Annotated in this window: 22 protein-coding genes; 14 read left to right on the top strand and 8 right to left on the bottom strand. The window is 40.4% G+C overall.

What is annotated here, in order from left to right; translation table 11 throughout:
* Nucleotides 1-16: 16 nt before the first annotated feature.
* Complete coding sequence (locus LX92_RS05020; RefSeq protein WP_109649204.1) at nucleotides 17-253, bottom strand: hypothetical protein; 237 nt, start codon at nucleotides 251-253, stop codon at nucleotides 17-19.
* A gap of 168 nt (nucleotides 254-421) precedes the next feature.
* On the opposite strand from LX92_RS05020, the gene LX92_RS05015 reads away from it, so the two are divergent.
* The 5 genes from LX92_RS05015 to LX92_RS04995 all read left to right on the top strand — a co-directional run bounded on the left by LX92_RS05015 (nucleotide 422) and on the right by LX92_RS04995 (nucleotide 4368).
* Entirely contained in the window at nucleotides 422-1204 is a 783-nt protein-coding gene (locus tag LX92_RS05015; protein WP_109649203.1) for an MlaE family ABC transporter permease, read from the top strand.
* Nucleotides 1205-1987 carry an ABC transporter ATP-binding protein gene (locus tag LX92_RS05010; protein ID WP_109649202.1) on the top strand — a complete coding sequence of 261 codons (783 nt, stop codon included), beginning with the start codon at nucleotides 1205-1207 and terminating at the stop codon, nucleotides 1985-1987.
* Between the two features lie 4 nt (nucleotides 1988-1991).
* Entirely contained in the window at nucleotides 1992-2975 is a 984-nt protein-coding gene (locus LX92_RS05005; protein WP_109649201.1) for an MlaD family protein, read from the top strand.
* Between the two features lie 41 nt (nucleotides 2976-3016).
* On the top strand, nucleotides 3017-3406 hold the full coding sequence (locus LX92_RS05000) for a DUF302 domain-containing protein (protein WP_109649200.1): 390 nt from the start codon (nucleotides 3017-3019) through the stop codon (nucleotides 3404-3406).
* 227 nt (nucleotides 3407-3633) lie between these two features.
* Complete coding sequence (locus LX92_RS04995; RefSeq protein WP_109649199.1) at nucleotides 3634-4368, top strand: slipin family protein; 735 nt, start codon at nucleotides 3634-3636, stop codon at nucleotides 4366-4368.
* Nucleotides 4369-4743: 375 nt separating this feature from the next.
* Here LX92_RS04995 and LX92_RS04990 read toward each other — a convergent pair whose 3' ends face one another.
* From LX92_RS04990 to deoC, 4 genes are all read right to left on the bottom strand, one after another.
* Entirely contained in the window at nucleotides 4744-5385 is a 642-nt protein-coding gene (locus LX92_RS04990; RefSeq protein WP_109649198.1) for a WG repeat-containing protein, read from the bottom strand.
* A gap of 19 nt (nucleotides 5386-5404) precedes the next feature.
* Entirely contained in the window at nucleotides 5405-5857 is a 453-nt protein-coding gene (locus tag LX92_RS04985; RefSeq protein WP_109649197.1) for a DUF2267 domain-containing protein, read from the bottom strand.
* A gap of 117 nt (nucleotides 5858-5974) precedes the next feature.
* Entirely contained in the window at nucleotides 5975-6673 is a 699-nt protein-coding gene (deoD, locus tag LX92_RS04980; protein ID WP_109649196.1) for a purine-nucleoside phosphorylase, read from the bottom strand.
* Nucleotides 6674-6680: 7 nt separating this feature from the next.
* Nucleotides 6681-7325, bottom strand: coding sequence for a deoxyribose-phosphate aldolase (gene deoC / locus LX92_RS04975; protein WP_109649195.1), 645 nt, complete (start codon nucleotides 7323-7325; stop codon nucleotides 6681-6683).
* A gap of 179 nt (nucleotides 7326-7504) precedes the next feature.
* Between deoC and LX92_RS04970 the strand changes: the two genes are divergently transcribed.
* The 4 genes from LX92_RS04970 to LX92_RS04955 all read left to right on the top strand — a co-directional run bounded on the left by LX92_RS04970 (nucleotide 7505) and on the right by LX92_RS04955 (nucleotide 12685).
* The gene (locus LX92_RS04970) at nucleotides 7505-8359 is read left to right on the top strand and encodes a universal stress protein (protein WP_109649194.1); all 855 of its coding nucleotides are present in this window, start codon (nucleotides 7505-7507) and stop codon (nucleotides 8357-8359) included.
* 9 nt (nucleotides 8360-8368) lie between these two features.
* A complete protein-coding gene (locus tag LX92_RS04965) occupies nucleotides 8369-9214 on the top strand; it encodes a universal stress protein (protein WP_109649641.1) in 846 nt (281 codons plus the stop codon).
* A 172-nt stretch (nucleotides 9215-9386) separates the two neighbouring features.
* Nucleotides 9387-11489, top strand: a complete 2103-nt coding sequence (gene pta, locus LX92_RS04960; RefSeq protein WP_109649193.1) for a phosphate acetyltransferase — start codon at nucleotides 9387-9389, stop codon at nucleotides 11487-11489.
* Nucleotides 11490-11494: 5 nt separating this feature from the next.
* Nucleotides 11495-12685 (top strand): acetate/propionate family kinase, encoded by a 1191-nt coding sequence (locus LX92_RS04955; RefSeq protein ID WP_109649192.1) that lies wholly within the window; start codon nucleotides 11495-11497, stop codon nucleotides 12683-12685.
* A 48-nt stretch (nucleotides 12686-12733) separates the two neighbouring features.
* Here the strand turns inward: LX92_RS04955 and LX92_RS04950 are convergent, their stop codons facing one another.
* On the bottom strand, nucleotides 12734-13102 hold the full coding sequence (locus tag LX92_RS04950; RefSeq protein WP_109649191.1) for a hypothetical protein: 369 nt from the start codon (nucleotides 13100-13102) through the stop codon (nucleotides 12734-12736).
* A gap of 201 nt (nucleotides 13103-13303) precedes the next feature.
* Here LX92_RS04950 and LX92_RS04945 point away from each other — a divergent pair, with 201 nt between their 5' ends.
* From LX92_RS04945 to LX92_RS04930, 4 genes are all read left to right on the top strand, one after another.
* Nucleotides 13304-13633, top strand: a complete 330-nt coding sequence (locus LX92_RS04945) for a YtxH domain-containing protein (RefSeq protein WP_109649190.1) — start codon at nucleotides 13304-13306, stop codon at nucleotides 13631-13633.
* 5 nt (nucleotides 13634-13638) lie between these two features.
* Nucleotides 13639-13983: a hypothetical protein gene (locus LX92_RS04940; protein ID WP_109649189.1), complete on the top strand. Its 345-nt coding sequence runs from the start codon at nucleotides 13639-13641 to the stop codon at nucleotides 13981-13983.
* 90 nt (nucleotides 13984-14073) lie between these two features.
* Nucleotides 14074-14301: a DUF6327 family protein gene (locus tag LX92_RS04935; RefSeq protein ID WP_109649188.1), complete on the top strand. Its 228-nt coding sequence runs from the start codon at nucleotides 14074-14076 to the stop codon at nucleotides 14299-14301.
* A gap of 105 nt (nucleotides 14302-14406) precedes the next feature.
* Nucleotides 14407-15207 carry a patatin-like phospholipase family protein gene (locus LX92_RS04930; protein WP_109649187.1) on the top strand — a complete coding sequence of 267 codons (801 nt, stop codon included), beginning with the start codon at nucleotides 14407-14409 and terminating at the stop codon, nucleotides 15205-15207.
* Nucleotides 15208-15285: 78 nt separating this feature from the next.
* Here LX92_RS04930 and LX92_RS04925 read toward each other — a convergent pair whose 3' ends face one another.
* Nucleotides 15286-15753, bottom strand: coding sequence for an Hsp20/alpha crystallin family protein (locus LX92_RS04925; RefSeq protein ID WP_109649186.1), 468 nt, complete (start codon nucleotides 15751-15753; stop codon nucleotides 15286-15288).
* Between the two features lie 184 nt (nucleotides 15754-15937).
* Between LX92_RS04925 and LX92_RS04920 the strand changes: the two genes are divergently transcribed.
* On the top strand, nucleotides 15938-16639 hold the full coding sequence (locus LX92_RS04920; RefSeq protein WP_109649185.1) for a hypothetical protein: 702 nt from the start codon (nucleotides 15938-15940) through the stop codon (nucleotides 16637-16639).
* 94 nt (nucleotides 16640-16733) lie between these two features.
* On the opposite strand, the gene LX92_RS04915 is transcribed toward LX92_RS04920, so the two are convergent.
* Nucleotides 16734-18377 carry a sulfatase family protein gene (locus LX92_RS04915; protein WP_109649184.1) on the bottom strand — a complete coding sequence of 548 codons (1644 nt, stop codon included), beginning with the start codon at nucleotides 18375-18377 and terminating at the stop codon, nucleotides 16734-16736.
* Nucleotides 18378-18387: the final 10 nt, after the last annotated feature.

Below are 18387 nucleotides of genomic sequence, written 5' to 3'. Positions count from 1 at the left end.
GTTGGTTGTGTTTGGCTTAAGGTCTTAGGTTTTTGTTTAAATGATGCGAATCATTGATTACATAGTATCCCATTGCAGTCAATTCTTTTCTGACCATTTCCAGTACAGGATGGTCTAAATACTCAAAAGAGACCAAGGCATTTGCTTGGTCGACTTCCACATTCCAGATATGTTTAAGCGATAGAAGCCGCCCTTTAATTTCCTTGGGATTGAGTTCATGGGTAGTATGCTGTATTTCATATGTTGTTTTCATGGTATTGATTTTCTTATATCTAATTTATTCCAAGTTTATATTCCGTGAAATGAGCTAAGTCATAAGAGGTTTGAATGAATGGGACATTGGCTACGGTATGACCGTGGTCATTTAATAAAAACCGTAATCGGACTACATTTGGGGATGTACTTTTGAATATGAAGAGGGATGGCCTATGTATTACAATCATACAAGAAGATAAGACAGTTCTTCATAGAAATAGGGGAGTTGTCTTATTTTGCCATGCGGTATTTTAAGGAAGCGTTGAAGCCTCCTTGGGAATTTAAGGAGCTCTTACGGCAATGTTATCACATGGGGAATAGATCCTTGGTTCTTGTAGGGGTAACCGGGTTCATTATTGGTTTGGTACTGACATTGCAATCGAGACCAACATTGCAGGAATTCGGTGCTGTTTCATGGATGCCCAATATGGTGGGTATATCGATTGTGCGTGAGATTGGTCCCGTAATCACAGCACTAATTTGCGCAGGCCGTATAGCCTCTGGTATAGGGGCGGAATTGGGATCCATGCGGGTGACCGAACAGATTGATGCCATGGAGGTTTCAGGAACCAATCCGTTTAAGTACTTAGTGGTTACCCGAATAACCGCTACAATGCTAATGCTCCCATTATTGGTGATTTTTGGCGATATGATAGCCTTATATGGTTCGGCCTTGGTAGAAAACCTTAAGGGTGATGTCTCTTTTCAATTGTACTTCAATACTGTTTTCGACGCCTTGGAATTCGGGGATTTGATACCGGCCACCATTAAATCGTTTTTCTTTGGATTTACCATTGGCCTGGTTGGTTGTTATAAAGGATACTACAGTAAGAAAGGTACGGCAGGGGTTGGGATTGCGGCAAACACCGCGGTCGTCACAGCATCATTACTCCTTTTTGTGGTGGATTTTATAGCTGTTTTTGTTTCGGATATATTTTTTGAATTGTAAATGGAAAAACAGGACTACATATCGGAACAAATCGACTCGCTGGATCAAAGGGAACCAGTGATCGAGATACGTGACTTGCATAAAAGTTTTGGGGACAACCATGTCTTGAACGGTTTTTCAATGACCCTTTACAAGGGTGAGAATCTTGTGGTCATGGGGAAATCGGGATCGGGGAAATCCGTAATGATCAAATGCTTGGTAGGGTTGATACAACCCGACAGTGGTTTTCTTTCGGTTATGGGGAAGGAAATCAAAACATTGGACCGCAAAACGTTGGATGCCTTAAGGTCCGATATTGGATTTTTGTTTCAGGGTAGTGCACTTTACGATTCCATGACTGTTCGGGAGAACCTGGAATTTCCGATGCGGAGGCATAAGGAAAAGTTGGGCAATATACGGGACACCACGCCTTTGGTCCTCGAAGCCTTGGAAAATGTAGGTCTGGCACATACGGTTGATTTGATGCCCTCAGAGCTTTCAGGAGGGATGAAAAGAAGGGTGGCCTTGGCCAGGACACTGATTTTAAAGCCTAAGATTATTCTATATGATGAGCCTACCAGTGGTTTGGATCCGATTACATCCAAGGAGATTATTCAATTAATGGGGAGGGTCCAGAAAAAGTATGGCACGTCTTCATTGATCATTACCCACGATGTGGATTGTGCCCGCGTCATATCGGAACGAATGGTTCTTTTGGTCGAAGGCAAGAATTATATCGAGGGTTCTTACACGGAGCTGTCAAAATCAACCGACCCAAAGGTCGAGGCGTTCTTTAAAAAATAAGGTTATGGAAAAAACAACTAAAGAGAATTTGAAGCTTGGGATTTTCGTGGTAGTAGGGATGACTTTATTGATCATTGCCACTTATTTGATTGGGAATCGACAAAATATGTTCGGGGAGACCATAACCATTAGTGCGGTGTTCAAAAATGCGAACGGACTGCAAAAAGGGAACAATGTACGTTTTTCGGGCATTCATGTAGGTACGGTGAAAAATTTGGAAATGGCGAATGATACGACCATAGCGGTTTATATGGTCATCGATAAAAAGATCCAGCAGCACATTAAAAAAGATGCGGTTGCGGCCATTGGTTCCGATGGTTTAGTGGGGAGTATGATACTTAATATCTTACCGGGTAGGGGTACGGCAGCCCCTATCGAAGAGGGGGATGAATTACAATCCTATAGTCGAATCGCAACGCAGGATATGTTAAGTACATTGAATACCACAAATGAAAATGCTGCGATCTTAACCTCCGATTTATTAAAGGTGACCCAAGCATTGATCAAAGGCAAAGGTACCATGGGGCGATTATTGAACGATACGATTATGGCAAATGATTTAATGAAGACCATTGACGCGTTAAAAAATGCCAGTGCCAATGGCAATGAAACGATTCAGAAATTGAATAGCATGCTAGATAAGATCGATTTGGACAAAAGCGCAGCCGGAGTTGTTTTGAGCGATTCGTTAAATGGGTCGAAAATGCAAAACGTGATTGCCAATTTGGAACAATCAAGTAATGATATTACCCAAATGACGAATAATCTGAACCTTGTTATTAAGGATGCCAGGGAAGGAAAAGGAGCCGTAAAATATCTGGCGAACGATACGGTTTTTGTGAATAGGTTGGATACGACCATGAAGAATATTGAGGAAGGGTCCATAAAATTCAATGAGAATATGGAGGCGTTGAAACACAATTTCCTTACCCGACGGTATTTTAAGAAATTGGAGAAAAAACAACAGAAGGAATTACAAAAAGAGTGATATGTAAAAAGTGAAATTGAGTATAATCTAAATACGATAAAATGGAATACTATTTTAACAAGATACTGGCGAAATCCTCATTTGAGGATGTCATCACAAAAACAACTGAAGCCCTAAAGAAAGAAGGTTTTGGTGTATTGACAGAAATAGACATCAAAGCTACTTTGCGAAAAAAATTGGATGTTGACTTTCCAAATTACAGGATATTGGGGGCCTGCAATCCTTCTTTTGCCTATAAAGCCCTGCAGGCAGAAAATAAGATCGGCACCATGTTACCCTGTAATGTCATTGTACGGGAAATGGAAAATGGAGATATAGAGGTAGCTGCTGTTGATCCCATGGCATCGATGATGGGTATAGAGAATATCGATTTGGCAACAATCGCGGAAGAGGTAGGGGATAAGTTAAAAAGAGCCGTTGACAGTTTGTAAGGGTCAACGCTACCTGCTGCGTACCGTGTACTGTATTTTGGAATGGTTTAGACCTGATCAAGATCATTACACAATTTCGCAATGTCCTGTATTTTGAAAGATAGCAATACAATTACGATTGAATCGGGTGCCCATTATTACCAATGTATTTTGTGCCAAATGGAATTAGGCGGTACCGAAATATATTAAATAGGGATGCATCTTTTATTAACCTAAAAACAACAATCATGAATCCACTTTATCTGTTCTTCATCGTTATCATTCTTATTTTATTGGCGGGGATCCGTATCGTTTATGAATACAAGAGAGCATTGAAATTCCGTTTTGGGAAGTATGTAAAAACCCTACAACCTGGTTTTCGATGGATTATTCCACTTGTTGAGACCATACAGATTGTCGATATACGGGTCATTACCATTAATATCGTATCCCAGGAAGTAATGACAGAGGACAACGTGCCCTGTAGCATTGACGGGGTGGTGTTTTTTAAAATAAGTGATCCAGAAAAAGCCGTCCTCGAAGTCGAGGATTATCATTTTGCCATTACCCAACTTTCCCAAGCGGCACTTAGGGATGTTTGTGGAAAGGTTGAATTGGATACGATCCTCTCTAAACGGGAAGAAATGGGTAAGAATATCAAATCCATTGTTGAGACAGAGACCCATCATTGGGGTATTGAGATTATTGATGTTAAGATCAAGGATATCCAATTGCCTGAAAATATGCGAAGAATGATGGCCAATCAGGCGGAAGCGGAACGCTCCAGAAGGGCAAGAATCATCTTGGCTGAAGCAGAGGAGCAGGCTGCAGGTAAACTTTTGGAAGCTGGACTTCAAATCGATAAATCACCTTCGGCCATAAAGTTGCGATTGTATCAAACCTTATCGAATATAGCGGCTGAGAAAAATTCCACCATTCTGTTTCCTTTCCCTGAAGAGGTATTGCCTCGGGGAAAGAAATAATACCTTACATAATGTTATAATGGCTATTGATGGACTTCCCATCAATAGCCCCATCATTGGTTTAAATGGATGGTTGCCAATGTTGCATAGGAAACGATAAGGGCTTGGGATTAGCTATACGCTATTGGTTTGCCGGAATCCTTAACGGGGATTCCATTTTGAAGCCCAAATTAATGGGAATAATGATAATTGGTGCGTTTTGGAGTTGAGTTCGAAGTCCCAATAGTCTTATCGGGTAATGTGGGGCTTACATGGTATAAAAACGAAAGGAATTTTGCCTTTATGGAAATAAAGAAGCAGTTATGTTATTATCTGTAACATAACTGCTTCCCGTATTGAAGGACTCATTATTTTAATCATGTTATGGCCTATCGACTAGATACTAAGATCCAATTTCTTGGTTTCCCACTTGTTGTCTTTTGTCTTATAAATAAGAAGGTCATCGCCAATCAATCTAGAGTGCAATTCAGGTGTCTCATACCTTCTTTTTGCCGTTAGGATATGTTCCCGTTCGTGAATGGGCCAAATGATTTCCCCGTTGGTGTTCACCACCACTTCCGTGAAAATATAATCGATAACGCTTATGTTTATTTCATTTTGACCTTGGAACGCTTCCCGTACATAGATGCCAATGGCATTTTTGTGATCGAATTCCGTAATATTCAAATACTCGGGTTGAATGACTATTTCTCCAGAGGTATCAATAAACCCATAGAAGGGAATATTGTTCACCTTTGACTTTTGGATCATGCATCTTCCGTTTTTGAATTGTGGATAACGGATGCCCAGGACACCTGCTTTATTTGTATCGGCATTTTGGTTCCATACCAGGTCATCCCTAAAATCAATGACCAGTTGGGCGTTTTCATTTATAAAGCCCCATTGGTTGCCTATCCGGACTGCGGCTAATCCCTCACTAAAGGGTGCAATCTCATCATAGGAGACATTTTCGGACTGTGCGATTGTTGTCAAGGGTAAGGCCATGAGCAACATTAAGCATATGATTCTTCTTTTCATTACTATATGTTTTTGATTTTTAGAACATGATATTCGAATAGATCATCGTTTTTAAATCTTTTGGTAAACCATCCCTGATATCTTCCATTTCCCCAAGGGAGATATATTTACGCAATAGGATAAAAGTGGTGTCGATATACTGTTCGGCCACATCATCGCTATATTCAAAATCATTGACGGCCGAAACGCCATCATGTTTTCTGACTAAATCAATAAACTCAGCCATTTTTTTTATTTTGGGCCGTTCCTTTTTAATGGTCCATCCGTTTACATAAATCGCTTTTAAGAACATAGGGAATTGGGAAATGAGCTGAAGGGACTCTTCGGTGGGTATAATATCCCGTAAGGCATGAAGGATGGAGGATAGTATCCTACCTGCTTTATCCCGGTCTTCACCAAGGTTCATTTCCTTGGCGTAGTTTTTCAGAAAAGCGTTTCCCTCTGCTGCGTATTGATTGAAATTTAGTGCCATGGTGTTGTCTTTTAAGTTTCCTTAAAGTTGGCAACTAATGGGTAAATGGCAAATGACCTAGGTCATTGTTAGGCAGATATTTAGACTGCGTTTGGAGGTGTGGGACTATTGGGGTGATTATGTTATATTCAGGGCTATCTCGATCATTTCGCTAAAAGAGGATTCCCTTTCACTCGAAGTGGATTGCTCCCCTGTGACCAAAGAGTCCGATATGGTGAGAATGGCCAGGGCCCTAACATTATGCTTGGCGGCAATGGTATAAAGTCCGGCAGCTTCCATTTCTACACATAGAACACCATATTTGGCCCAAAGTTTATAGCCATCCTTGTCATCCTCATAAAACTCATCGGCCGAAAGCACATTACCAGCCTTGATTTGGATGCCTTGTTGTTGGGCATATAAAGAAGCCTTCATAAGAAGGTCAAAATTGGCGGTAGGGGAATAATCGGCATTCACAAATCGCGAATTGTTGATGCCTGAAGTGGTCGAAGCAGCCATCGCCAAAACAATATCACGGATTTTAATATCCTTTTGGTATGAACCTGCCGATCCAACACGAATAATGTTTTTGGCCCCGTGGTCATTGATCAATTCATGGTAATAGATCATTGCAGAAGGTATTCCCATGCCACTGCCTTGTACAGATATTCTCTTGCCTTTGTACATTCCTGTGTAGCCCAGCATACCACGGACTTCATTGTAGCAGAACGCATCCTCTAAAAATGTTTCGGCGATCCATTTGGCACGTAAGGGGTCACCAGGTAATAATACTGTTTCCGCAATGTCACCTTTTTTTGCTTCTATATGTACGCTCATGTTTTTTTTATTTTGTTGATGCAATTTCGATACCTGAGGAAGTACCTATCCTGGAAACCCCCAGCGAAATGTATTTTAAGGCGGTAGCCCTATCCCTAACCCCTCCGGAAGCTTTTATTTTGGCTTTGTCGCCAACCACTTCCTTCATTAACTTGACGTCCTCAAAAGTCGCCCCGCCTGTACCAAACCCCGTGGAGGTCTTGACGAAATCGGCACCGGCATCTACGGCCAATTCACATGCTTTTTTCTTCTCGTCTTGGGTCAAATAACAAGTTTCTATGATGACCTTAAGTACCTTTTGACCTATGGCGTTTTTAATTTTGGCTATTTCTTGTTCCACTAACCCTGTCTTACCCGATTTTAACCAACCAATATTGATTACCATGTCAATTTCATCGGCTCCGTTGGCAACGCTGTCCTTGGCTTCAAAAACCTTGGCTTCCGTACTCATGGCCCCTAATGGAAAGCCTATGACGACAGCAAGGTGTACCCCACTGTTTTTCAATTGTTCTTTTGCGAATTTCGTATAGCAGCCATTCACGCATACCGCTTTGAATTTATGGGCTATTGCCTCTTGGCATAGCTTTTCAATATCAGCGGGCTGGGCTGTTGGTTTTAAAATCGTATGGTCTATGTAATCTTGGATTTGCATAAGGTTGTTTTGTTTAAATAGGTGTCGGTTCCAACGACGGAATATCTTTCAAAGATACAATACGTCCTATAAATTTTTTATGATATTGGTCATTAAAGCAAATTAGGGTAAGGGCTGATCTATATCATGGCCAATTTTTGATTTTGACCCTACTTTTAATAGAACTAAAGACGCTTTTAATGAAAACAATACTCATTCCTACCGATTTTTCAGAAAATGCGTGGAACACCATTTCCTTTGCCATGCAGTTTTTAAAGGAGGAGCGCTGTGCTTTCTATTTTTTACATACATATACACCAGCGTTTTATCGTATGGATTATATTTTGGGCGGACCTGAATTCAGTGCTATTCCCGATAAGGGCGTCGATGCCTCCTTAGCCGGTTTGGAAAAAACATTGGAAGCCGTTAAAACCAAATTCAACAATCCCAAGCACATCTATAAAACCATATCAGCCTTTAATGTACTGACCGATGAGATCAACGAATTGAATGCGAAAAAGGGAATCGATCTGATTATAATGGGTACTCAGGGGGCATCAGGTATTAAAGAGATTTTCTTGGGGACCAATACCGTTCATGTCATTAGAAAATCCTCGGTTCCAATTCTTGTCATTCCTTCAGGTTATACCTATAAGCATATTGAACGTGTACTTTTTACTACGGATTATCTTATTGAATATAATAGGAACCAACTCTATATAGCCATAGAGATTGCCAAGATCTACAATGCCGAAATAACCGTCTTGCATATAAAGGAGGAATACGATATGACGAAAGAACAATTGGAGAACAAGGCGTTTCTAGGGCTTTACCTTGCGCAGATACCCCATTCCTTCGAAGAAGTAAAGGGAACCCAAATGCCAGATGCCATTATGGAATACTTAGAAAAGAACAACTATGAACTTTTGGTTATGATGGGTAAAAAATACTCGTTTTTTGAGCGAATGATGAAAAGACAGCATATCGATCAAGTTGGTTTTCACGTGCAGATACCATTTTTGGTTATTCCCGATACCCATAATACAGTAAAATAAATGTCACAAATGAAAAACATTCTATTGCCTACCGATTTCTCAGACAATGCATGGAATGCCATATTCACGGCACTCAAAATGTTTGAGATCAGTGAATGTAATTTTGTTTTGTTGAATTCCTATGAGCCCAAAATATCGAATCTACTGGGTAATAAAAGTAAAGAGCGATTGGGCGTTATTTACGATTCCTTGTATAAAAACTCAAAATTGCAATTAGAGAAAACCCTTCACTATTTGCAAAAGAACCATGCTAGGGACAATCATGACTTTGAGACTGAATCCGTTTCCAACAACATGGAAAATGCCGTTAAACAAATGGTTGTCGAAAAGAAAATCGACCTTATTATAATGGGCACAAAGGGGGCCACTGGGGCCAAAGAGGTCTTTATGGGGAGTAATACGGTCAGGGTCATAAAGAAGGTCCGTACCTGTCCTATTTTGGCAGTTCCTGGGGAATATGATTTCAAGGCACTTAAAAAAGTGGTCTTTCCCACCGATTTTTCACATAATTATGGCAAAACAGAATTGCGACAGCTTTTGGATTTGGTTGGGCATTGGAAGGCTGAAATATTGATTCTCCAAGTGGCGCAGGAACAAAAGCCGAGCGAAAGTCAAAAGCAACAAATGAAAACATTGTCGAGGTGTCTGAAAAGTGTATATCACAGTTACCATACGATTGAAATGAAGAACAACGTTGCAGAGGCAACTACCAAGTTCGCTGCGGATAATCGTGCAGATTTGATAGCCTTAATCCATTATCCTCACACTTTTATGGAAAAATTGACGCGGGAACCTGTGATCAGAAAAATGGGCTTTCATTCCAAAATACCGCTATTGGTCCTACCCGATATTTAACAATCGGCAGTTTAAGGTATTTTCTTTCATTACATAGTAAAAATGGATATATTTTTTTAATAAAATGAATGGTATTGGGTCAATATTCTTCACTTTACATAATACTTTTTATAAATTTCATTAGCGCCTAAAGAAACCATAAATTTGTAGGAATAAATTTTTCTTATTGCTAATGAGCAAAGCCATTTATATTACCACTACAGAGCCAAATAGTGGTAAATCAATTGTTTCCCTCGGATTAATGCAAATGCTACTAGGGAAAGCGGCAAAAGTGGGTTACTTCAGACCCATAATTGATGATTATCCCGATGGGGGCACAGACAATCATATCACCACAGTAATCTCTTATTTCAATATTGATATGCAGTATGAGGAGGCTTACGCTTTAACGCGAAGCCAGGTAAATCATATGAATAATCAGAACAAGGAAGATGAGGTCTTGGATACGATTATTGAAAAATATAAGGCCATGGAAGGACGCTTTGATTTTGTCCTTGTCGAGGGTACTGATTTTTCAAGCGAGGGGTCCATTATCGAATGGGATATAAACGTTCTGATGGCCAAAAACCTTGGTATTCCGACCATTATCCTAGGTAGTGGTGTAGGCAAGACCCTGGATGAATTGGTCAATAATATTTACATGGCCTATGATTCCTTCAAGGATAAAGGGGTCGAAGTGTTAATGGTAGTCGCCAATAAGGTGAAGCCAGAGAATATTGAAATTGTGCAAAAAGGTCTTGAGGCCCAATTACCCAAGGATATTTTGATAGGGGTGATTCCTTTAAATCCGATTCTGGGCAATCCGACCTTGATGGAAATTGTTGAGGTTTTGGACGGTAAGGTTCTTTTTGGAAAAGAATATTTGAACAACCAGGCCGGTCATTTTGGGGTAGGGGCCATGCAGCTCCGCAATTACCTGACCCATCTGAAAAAAGATGGTCTTGTCATTACCCCTGGAGATCGCGCAGATATAATACTAGGGGCGCTGCAAGCGAACTTATCGGTAAATTACCCGAATGTATCAGGAATCATCTTGACAGGAAACCTATTGCCTGAAGATTCCATAATCAAATTGATAGAGGGACTTTCAGATATCGTACCCATAGTTTCAGTTGATGATGGTACATTCTCCATTACGAACAAAATAGGGGCCATACGGCCGCGTATTTATGCCGAGAACATTCAGAAGATAACGGCATCCATACATGATTTTGCCATGCATGTACCCGAGGATGAACTAACCGAAAGGTTGATTACATTTGAACCTAAAGGGATTACACCCCGAATGTTCCAATACAACCTATTGAATAGGGCAAAATCGGATATAAAACATATTGTTCTGGCTGAGGGGCTCGATGAACGGATTTTGATGGCCACTAAATTGCTAGTGGATTCCAATGCCGTAAAGATTACCCTTCTTGGTGATCCCAAAGCAATAAAGGAAAAGGTCTTTCAAATGGATCTTGATCTGGATTTGGACCAAGTCAATATTGAGAACCCGACAGAATCAGCTTATTTCGATGACTATGCCAATGAATTGTATGAGTTGCGGAAACATAAGAACGTGAATCAGGCTATGGCCCGGGATTTGATGGAGGATGTTTCATATTTTGCAACCATGATGGTTCATATGGGGCATGCCGATGGTATGGTATCGGGAGCGGTACATACGACCAAACAAACCATCCTTCCTTCCTTGCTCTTTATTAAGACACGACCCAATGTATCGGTGGTTTCCTCAGTGTTCTTTATGTGTTTGGAAGATCGTGTTATGGTGTATGGGGATTGTGCCATCAATCCTAATCCGACCGCGGAACAATTGGCAGAGATTGCCATTTCCTCTTCGGAAACCAGTAAATTTTTCGGTATTGAACCTAAAATAGCCATGCTTTCATACTCCTCTGGTGATTCAGGGGTAGGAGAGGATGTCGATCGCGTGCGTATGGCGACCCAATTGGTGAAGGAGAGATGTCCTGATTTAAAAATTGAGGGGCCCATACAATATGATGCTGCGGTTGATGCCAAGGTCGGTAAGGTAAAACTGCCCGACTCACAGGTGGCAGGCGAGGCCACCGTATTCATTTTTCCGGATTTAAATACCGGTAACAACACCTATAAGGCCGTACAAAGGGAAACTGGGGCATTGGCCATCGGGCCTGTTTTACAAGGCCTCAACAAACCCGTAAACGATTTGAGTAGGGGCTGTACGGTAGATGATATCTTCAATACGGTAATTATCACAGCCATACAAGCCCAAGCATCAACTAGTAAATAATTCGAATGAAAGTTTTAATATTGAATTCGGGAAGTTCTTCAATTAAGTTCCAATTGATAGAAATGCCCCAAGAAGAAGTTATCTGTTCTGGACTTGTGGAACGAATCGGTTTTAAGGATGCAATCCTTACCTATAAGACCAACGAAAATGAGTATAAGGAAACCTTGGAAATTGAAAACCACCAAAAGGGTTTGGAAATGGTTTCTGCCAATATAATGGATCCTGAAAAGGGGGTCGTAAAGGATGCCAGCGAGATCGAAGCCGTTGGGCATAGGGTTGTTCATGGTGGGGATGCGTTTTCGGCCACAACCTTGATTACGGAAGAGGTAAAGGATAAACTAAGGGAATTCACGAATTTGGCACCACTGCACAATCCACATAACCTCAAGGGAATTGAAATTGCGGAAAAAATATTCGCAGGAGCAAAACAGATTGCGGTTTTTGATACAGCCTTTTTTCAGACGATGCCGGTCAAGGCCCGTAAGTATGCAATCCCAAATAAGTTTTATACAGAACACGGTATTAAATTATATGGCTTTCATGGAACCAGCCATAAATATGTAAGTGAAAAAGCCCTTGATTATTTACAAAATACATCCCATACGAATATCATTACGGTTCATTTGGGTAACGGATGCAGTATTACTGCTGTAAAGAACGGTAAAAGTATAGACCATAGTCTCGGTTTTGCCCCCAGTAATGGACTGATTATGGGTTCTCGAAGTGGGGATATCGATCATTCCCTGATTTTCTATTTGGTGAATGATCTTGGCTATGAATTAGATCAGGTAAATAAGATGCTGACCAATGAAAGCGGCATGTTGGGTCTTACCGGATATAGTGATCTTAGGGATATTGAAGCCGAGGCTGGGAAAGGAAATAAAGAATGTCAACTGGCACTCGATATGAATGTTTACCGAATCAAAAAATATATTGGTTCATATGTAGCGGCTCTTAACGGTTTGGATGCCATTATATTCACCGCTGGTATCGGTGAGAATTCAGACTACATTAGAGGTCATGTGTGTAAGGATATGGATTATTTCGGCATTGAGTTGGATGAAGCCAAAAATGGGGTAAGGTCAAAGGAAATTAGGGAAATAAACATGCCGACTTCCAAGGTTAAGATATTGGTGATACCTACGAACGAAGAACTTGAGATAGCCAAACAGAGCTATGAACTACTTCATTCTTAAGTAGTTTTCCTATCGTTTAATATAATATCGGGATACCCCCACGAAGTTTCAATTACTTCGTTTGGGGGTATTTTTATTGCTTCTTCCACGACTGGCATTATGTTCCTCATGATATCGTCGAATATTCTCCTCTTGGTAATTTTTAACACGTTCATACCTGTGACGGCTCAAATCTATGTTCCTATACCGGGGAGGAAGTTCCCTACGCCTTACCCAAACCCCACCATCCAAATACAGATAAGTGTGGGCCGAAAGATCATAATAAATACTGAACTCGGGAAAATAAACATAACGTACAACCTCTAAACGGTTTGGATAAAACCAAGAGGGAGGATGATAATTTGGCCTGGACGAAATAACTACAGGCCCACAACCAACCAGTAGAAAAAATCCCAAAACGGCAATAAACCTTCTCATGGCGATATATTTTTATAGTATAAAATAAACGTATGGGGATCAAAGGCGGAATGACCTTTGTCATTTGTGTACCTTAAATAGTTACGAACAGCATACTGATTTTCCGATGTCCATTTCGGAATGATTTAAATCATTCCGAATTGTTGGATAGAGTACTACTTTCGGTATCGTAATTTAATATTCACCTTAAATATTTCAATCATGACAAACGATAGTGGAAATGTTTTGCTGGCCTTATTGACAGGAGCAGCGATAGGAGCGGGGTTCGGAATACTTTATGCACCGGACAAAGGCACCAAGACCCGAAAAAAAATCAAGGAAAAAGCATTGGAGACCAAGCACGAGATTTCTGAACGTGTTTCCCATGCCAAGGAGGAACTAACGAAGACCGCCAATGAAAAAAAGGTGGAGTTCGAGCAAAAGTTGGAGGATACCATTTCCAATATGAGCTATAAGGCCGATGATATCATCGCCTCCCTGGAACGCAAGTTGGAGGAAATGAAAGAGAAAAATGCACAACTTCAGAAATAGGCACAATGGCATTTGATGAACTAAAGAGGGATCTAATGGAGGCAGATAGCGATATTAGATCCTATCTGGAAAACAGTGAAGCGTATTTTAAGCTAAAAATATTCAAGGCATTGATGCGGGCAGTAACCTCTTTTACCCATGTTGTGGTGGTAGGGGCTATTGCCTTTTTGGCTGTTTTCTTCCTGTCGTTGGGTGTATCCTATAGTATAGGCCAAGCTTTGGAAAATACCTTTTATGGTTTTGCCATCGTCGGGGGATTCTATGTTGTCGTAGCCATACTTTGTTATGTGTTTAGACAACGGTTGGATAGTCCATTATTGCGTAGGTTTTCCAAATATTATTTTGAGTAAGTATGCATTGAGCCGTCGTTGTTCTTGACATCCGCGAGGGATGTTTATGGCGACTTACATCTGACGGATAATAAAACATAATTTAAACAGATGAAAACGTATAATTCTTTTACTGAAATTGATAAACATCTGAAAATACTAAACCTTCAAAGAGAGATTGATTTGGAGGGTTTTAAATTGAATGTGAATCGCTTTAAATCCGATTTATATCCCAGTCAGCTGTTGGGCGGGTTAAAAGGTATGGTGCAAAAAACCTTGATTTCCTATGTGCTGCAGCGATTCCTTGCTTTTAGAAAAGCAAGGCAAGTAGAACAATAAGCTAAAATAGGTACTCCAATTATTCCCTGGATTAATTAGCCTTGCCAAATATTGACATTGTATGAATACAGCCGTATATTTAGGGCCTTGGCTAAATAATTATATATGAATATTGGTTTGGCGCTCTCAGGTGGTGGTTTTCGGGGAATAGCCCATATTGGGGTTATAAAGGCACTTGAAGAGCACAACATTTTTCCGGATCATATCGCAGGTACCAGTGCCGGTGCCATTGTTGGGGCCCTGTATGCCAATGGTAACACATGGGAAGAGATACTTGACTTTTTTAAATTAACCGAGGTTTTCAGTATTAATAAATTCGCCCTCCGTAAGCCCGGGTTCATTGATACGGAGAAAATGTATGATAGTTTCAAGAATATTTTGGGCATTGATGATTTTAGTGTCCTAAAGAAGCAATTGTATATAACAGCGACCAATTTGGTCGACGGTACCTTGCAGGTATTTCACGAAGGTGAGTTGATAAAACCCATTTTGGCCTCAGCGGCTTTTCCGGCGATTTTCACGCCAATAAAAATCGGGGAGGCCCATTATATAGATGGGGGAACCCTAAATAACTTTCCGGTTGATTTAATTTCAGGTCAATGTGATAAGATGATAGGTGTATATGTCAATCCGTTTGAGAAAAAGGATATGAAGGATTTAAAACATTCGTTCAGTGTTTTGGAACGCGCCTATAGAATCAGGTCGGCATATGATTCCATATCAAAGTTTAAGGATTGTGATTTGGTTATATGCCCTGAAGAACTGAAGAAGGTCGGGACATTTACAGCTAGGGATATGGATGCCATATTCAATTTGGGTTATGAGGCCGCCAAAGCAAAATTGACGAACGAGAATGTTGCGTCGATACTACTGAATACGGATGCTTCGGAGGGAAGGGAAAAATAAAAAGCCCCCAACCCCAACCGCTACAGAACATGGACGTATATATGGGTCAGGAAAGGGGGCGTAATAGGTATAGTAGAACTATCCTATTTCAACAACCTTAGGTTTCTGCTTTTTTGCTACTTCCTTTTTCTGGAGTTTAAAACGAAGAATACCATCATGGTACCTCGCCTTTATTTCTTCCTCTTTTATGTTTTCAGGTAATTGCAAGGATCTTTCGAAAGCATTGTAACTAAACTCCCTGCGGGCATAGTTTTCTTCTTTTTCTTCTTCTGATGTTGATTTTTTGGCGGAAATATTCAAACATCCATCATCTATTGTAACCTTGAAATCCTTTTTGGCAAATCCAGGGGCAGCCAGTTCTATTTCATAATCGCCTTCATTCTCTTTGATGTTCAAGGCCGGTTCCAATTTTCTGCCATTCCAGAAACTATCGTTCAATATTCCTTGGTTCCAGAACCCATTCCCAAAGAAATCATTGGGTTCAAATAAATCAGAGGTAACTAGGTTGCCAAAAGGTTTATTTTTTTTGAATTTAACTAGTGACATAATCTCATATTATATTAAACATTCATTTTTCGAGACCAAAATTAAAATCCTGTCCAAACTATCGGAATGACACAGATCAGTCGGACAGTACTTTTCAAGACTGATAATTATCATTTCAATCGGAAGTAATTGATTGTAGCTTTAAGTAGTTGAAAGTGAATTGTTAATATCAAAAACAAATAGTATGGTCATTAAACAATTAGCCCGTCATAAAGAAGAGAACGATTTTGAACAGTTCTACAGTAAAATAGCAACATTGGAACCTGACCTAAAGCGATTTATGGCGAGAAGCCTTAAGGCAGCTGAAAATGAAGGTGTCATTGATCGGGGTTTTTATAGTGCGGATGAACTTTTGGACGAGATATATATCGAAGTCTTTAAAGAGTTTTCGGATTATATCGATGTGGATAAGCTAAAGACCATTCTCTTTTCAAAGGCCATTCAAAAGATTGAGGAGAAAAAAGTGATAGAACAAGAAACCCCGGAATATGTCAGCACGGAAGAGATGCTCAAGGATGAGATGAATGCCTTGGATGAAAAGTACACCACGCAGGCAGATGGCGATTTGATATTGAACACTGAACTCGATGATATTTCATATAAACAGGCAGGCAAAAGACCAAATAATGTACTGTTGGACTCCACTATAGAACAACAATTGGTCAAAAGAATGGAGATGAACGATTCGCTTCTTCCTTCCTTGGAACGCAGAACGACCTTTGGGGCATTATACTGCAATATCCCACCTAGAAGCAAATCGGTTTTAGACCTTTATGCCTTTGGAAATCGTAGTGAATATGAAATTTCCAGGATTCTTGAAGTTCCGGAAACCATCATCGTTAGTATTCTGGATAAGTTAAAAGGAAGGTTTTCGTTGTTGGAGTAGAGGGATTACAGCCACAGGAATTATGTTTTCGGATAAGTGCCGGGTATGAAAATACCCTCTATTTTTCGTATTGATATGCATGCCCAATACCTATTTATTGTTTAGGTGTAGGACCTCTTAGCCTTTTAAACTGTTTATAGGCCTTATCAATCTTTTCTTTTGGGGCTTTTTGATATTCTTTTTCCGTTATTTTATAGACCTTTTGTATCGAATCCAATTTTCTGTGCATGTTCGCTACAACGCTCCCGTATTCCTGATCGGTATAGGCGTTGTGAAGCTCATGGGGGTCTTTTTCCAAGTCATAGAATTCCCAAATGTCTATATCATCATAGAAATGAATTAGTTTATATCTTTTCGTACGAATACCATAATGTTTTTTGACCATGTGAAAGGCGGGATAGTCGTAATAGTGATAATACACAATATCCCGAAAATCCTTTTCATCCAAGCTGCCATCCAATAGTCCCTTGAAGGATTGCCCTTGCATATCCTTCCCAAGATCATTCAAATGGGCAAAATCGAGGAATGTTTGGGCAAAATCGAGATTTTGTACCAGGGCATTTATTTTCATTCCTGGAGCAATGGTTCCGGGTAACTGCATCAACAAAGGGGAGCCAAAGGACTCTTCGTACATAAAACGTTTATCGAACCAACCGTTCTCCCCGAGATAAAAACCTTGATCTGAAGTATAAACCACCAAGGTGTTTTCATCCAAACCACTTTCTTCCAAATAGTCTAAAATACGGCCTACACCTTCGTCAACCGCCGCAATGGTAGCCATGTAATCCTGTACATAACGTTGTCCTTTCCATTCGGCCAGTTCTTTACCGGATAAATTAGCTTTATGAAAAGCATTGTTTTTTGGCAAATAGGCGGCATCCCATTGCTTACGTTGTTCCGAGGTCATTCTATCAAAATCGGTGGTCCAAGGGTTGTGGGCCAATTCGGTACTACCATATGCCTTCGTCATTTTAAGATCATGTCCTTCGTACATGTCTTTATAAATGGTTTGCAATTGTTCTTGGGCGGCCTGTTGGTTCTTGAATGTCGGAAAATAGGACTTGGGTAAAGGAAATTGAACGGAATCATACATGTTGGTATGGCGTAAAGCCGGCATCCAGTTCCTATGTGGGGCTTTATGGTGTACCATTAAAAAGAAAGGAGTTGAATCATTTCTTTTATGTTGCAACCAATCCAACGCATCGTGGGTAATAATATCCGTGGCATATCCTTCAATTCGTGTGGTATCCCCATTTTCAATAAAATCGGGATTATAATAATTGCCTTGGTCAACTATGATCTTCCAATGATCAAAGCCTTGAGGGTAACCATGTAAATGCCATTTACCAACAATAGCGGTTTGGTAACCTGCTTTTTTCAATAGTTTGGGTAGGGTGGGCTGATTCCCGTCAAAATGGTCCCCATTTTGTCGAAAACCATTGATATGACTATGTTTTCCTGTTAGGATTACGGCCCTGCTGGGCCCACAGATTGAATTGGTGACAAAATTATGGTTGAACAAAGCCCCATTTGCCGCCAAACGGTCAATGTTTGGTGTAGGGGCTATTTGACTTATAGGGTGACCATAGGCACTAATGGCCTGGGAGGCATGGTCGTCGGACATTATAAAGATGATATTGGGTCTTTTTTTTGCGGTCACTTCCGGATCTTCCCCTGTTTCTTTACAGGAAAAGACAATACATGCAATGAAAGCCAATAATACTATTCTTTTGTACATGAGAGGATCT

Source organism: Maribacter polysiphoniae (assembly GCF_003148665.1).
In the GTDB taxonomy this organism is placed as follows: domain Bacteria; phylum Bacteroidota; class Bacteroidia; order Flavobacteriales; family Flavobacteriaceae; genus Maribacter_A; species Maribacter_A polysiphoniae.
The sequence above is the reverse complement of the archived record's forward strand: the minus strand, read 5'-3'. Positions and strand labels throughout refer to the sequence as shown.

What these genes read in the sequence shown, in the direction of transcription:
- LX92_RS04990 (WP_109649198.1), bottom strand. Translation starts at nt 5,385, where the DNA reads ATGAAAAGAAGAATCATATGCTTAATGTTGCTCATGGCCTTACCCTTG.
- LX92_RS05000 (WP_109649200.1), top strand. Translation starts at nt 3,017, where the DNA reads ATGGAATACTATTTTAACAAGATACTGGCGAAATCCTCATTTGAGGAT.
- LX92_RS04950 (WP_109649191.1), bottom strand. Translation starts at nt 13,102, where the DNA reads ATGAGAAGGTTTATTGCCGTTTTGGGATTTTTTCTACTGGTTGGTTGT.
- LX92_RS04965 (WP_109649641.1), top strand. Translation starts at nt 8,369, where the DNA reads ATGAAAAACATTCTATTGCCTACCGATTTCTCAGACAATGCATGGAAT.
- LX92_RS05015 (WP_109649203.1), top strand. Translation starts at nt 422, where the DNA reads ATGGCCTATGTATTACAATCATACAAGAAGATAAGACAGTTCTTCATA.
- LX92_RS04985 (WP_109649197.1), bottom strand. Translation starts at nt 5,857, where the DNA reads ATGGCACTAAATTTCAATCAATACGCAGCAGAGGGAAACGCTTTTCTG.
- LX92_RS05020 (WP_109649204.1), bottom strand. Translation starts at nt 253, where the DNA reads ATGAAAACAACATATGAAATACAGCATACTACCCATGAACTCAATCCC.
- LX92_RS04925 (WP_109649186.1), bottom strand. Translation starts at nt 15,753, where the DNA reads ATGTCACTAGTTAAATTCAAAAAAAATAAACCTTTTGGCAACCTAGTT.
- LX92_RS05005 (WP_109649201.1), top strand. Translation starts at nt 1,992, where the DNA reads ATGGAAAAAACAACTAAAGAGAATTTGAAGCTTGGGATTTTCGTGGTA.
- LX92_RS04940 (WP_109649189.1), top strand. Translation starts at nt 13,639, where the DNA reads ATGGCATTTGATGAACTAAAGAGGGATCTAATGGAGGCAGATAGCGAT.
- deoC (WP_109649195.1), bottom strand. Translation starts at nt 7,325, where the DNA reads ATGCAAATCCAAGATTACATAGACCATACGATTTTAAAACCAACAGCC.
- pta (WP_109649193.1), top strand. Translation starts at nt 9,387, where the DNA reads ATGAGCAAAGCCATTTATATTACCACTACAGAGCCAAATAGTGGTAAA.
- LX92_RS04995 (WP_109649199.1), top strand. Translation starts at nt 3,634, where the DNA reads ATGAATCCACTTTATCTGTTCTTCATCGTTATCATTCTTATTTTATTG.
- LX92_RS04955 (WP_109649192.1), top strand. Translation starts at nt 11,495, where the DNA reads ATGAAAGTTTTAATATTGAATTCGGGAAGTTCTTCAATTAAGTTCCAA.
- LX92_RS04935 (WP_109649188.1), top strand. Translation starts at nt 14,074, where the DNA reads ATGAAAACGTATAATTCTTTTACTGAAATTGATAAACATCTGAAAATA.
- deoD (WP_109649196.1), bottom strand. Translation starts at nt 6,673, where the DNA reads ATGAGCGTACATATAGAAGCAAAAAAAGGTGACATTGCGGAAACAGTA.
- LX92_RS04945 (WP_109649190.1), top strand. Translation starts at nt 13,304, where the DNA reads ATGACAAACGATAGTGGAAATGTTTTGCTGGCCTTATTGACAGGAGCA.
- LX92_RS04970 (WP_109649194.1), top strand. Translation starts at nt 7,505, where the DNA reads ATGAAAACAATACTCATTCCTACCGATTTTTCAGAAAATGCGTGGAAC.
- LX92_RS05010 (WP_109649202.1), top strand. Translation starts at nt 1,205, where the DNA reads ATGGAAAAACAGGACTACATATCGGAACAAATCGACTCGCTGGATCAA.
- LX92_RS04930 (WP_109649187.1), top strand. Translation starts at nt 14,407, where the DNA reads ATGAATATTGGTTTGGCGCTCTCAGGTGGTGGTTTTCGGGGAATAGCC.
- LX92_RS04915 (WP_109649184.1), bottom strand. Translation starts at nt 18,377, where the DNA reads ATGTACAAAAGAATAGTATTATTGGCTTTCATTGCATGTATTGTCTTT.
- LX92_RS04920 (WP_109649185.1), top strand. Translation starts at nt 15,938, where the DNA reads ATGGTCATTAAACAATTAGCCCGTCATAAAGAAGAGAACGATTTTGAA.